Source organism: Mesorhizobium sp. M7A.F.Ca.CA.004.04.2.1 (assembly GCF_004022825.1).
Classification (GTDB): domain Bacteria; phylum Pseudomonadota; class Alphaproteobacteria; order Rhizobiales; family Rhizobiaceae; genus Mesorhizobium.
Genome location: NZ_RZPH01001612.1, coordinates 1 through 706, shown reverse-complemented (window position 1 = coordinate 706; position 706 = coordinate 1). Strand labels below are relative to the sequence as shown.

The window sequence follows — 706 nt, the reverse complement described above, 5'->3', positions numbered from 1 at the left end:
CGCCGACCCCCGAGTAGCCATAATTCGATCCGACGAGGCCGCCGACGGCCGCGCCGCCGCTGCCGATATCGACAGCGCCCATGGCATAGACGCGATCGATGGTGCCGAAATTATTGAAGCCTACCGCGCCGCCGGCGGTGTTAGTATCGCGAGCATTGACGACCACCGTCGAGAAGCTGTCGGAGAGCGCGCCGTCGTTCTCGCCGATCAGACCACCTGAGGCGGACCCGTATTGTGTGGTGAACAGCTGACCAGTCGAATAACTCTGGGCCACCGTGCCGGCATTGAACCCAGCGATCCCGCCGAGGGTCCTGAACCCCCGGACCGTCACATTGGTGACGCCGACATTCTGAACCAGGCCGCCCGCGCCGATATAGCCGAACAGGCCGACATATTGGGCAGCGGACTGCGTCACCGACAGGCTGTCGACGGTGTGGCCTAGCCCGTCGAACGAGCCGGTGAAGCCATTGCCGCCGTTCTGGATGTTGCTGTTGCCGTCGGTGCCCAGTGATATGAAGCCGAGACCGCTATTCCAGCTGGACGTGGTGCTGGCATCGATATTCTTGGCCAGCGCATAGCTCCCGGTGAGCCCGCTGTTGATCGCCTGCAGGCCGTTGACATCGTAGATCAGCGTGTAGCTCTGGCCGTCGATCGACAGCGCCTGCGCTCCCGGCGTGCCGGTGAAGGTCGCCGATGCACCCAAGGC

At 63.7% G+C, this 706-nt stretch carries 1 pseudogene; it reads right to left on the bottom strand.

Annotation, left to right across the window (positions count from 1 at the left end):
* Positions 1–706: pseudogene (locus EN893_RS38485) on the bottom strand (hypothetical protein); the annotation flags it as partial.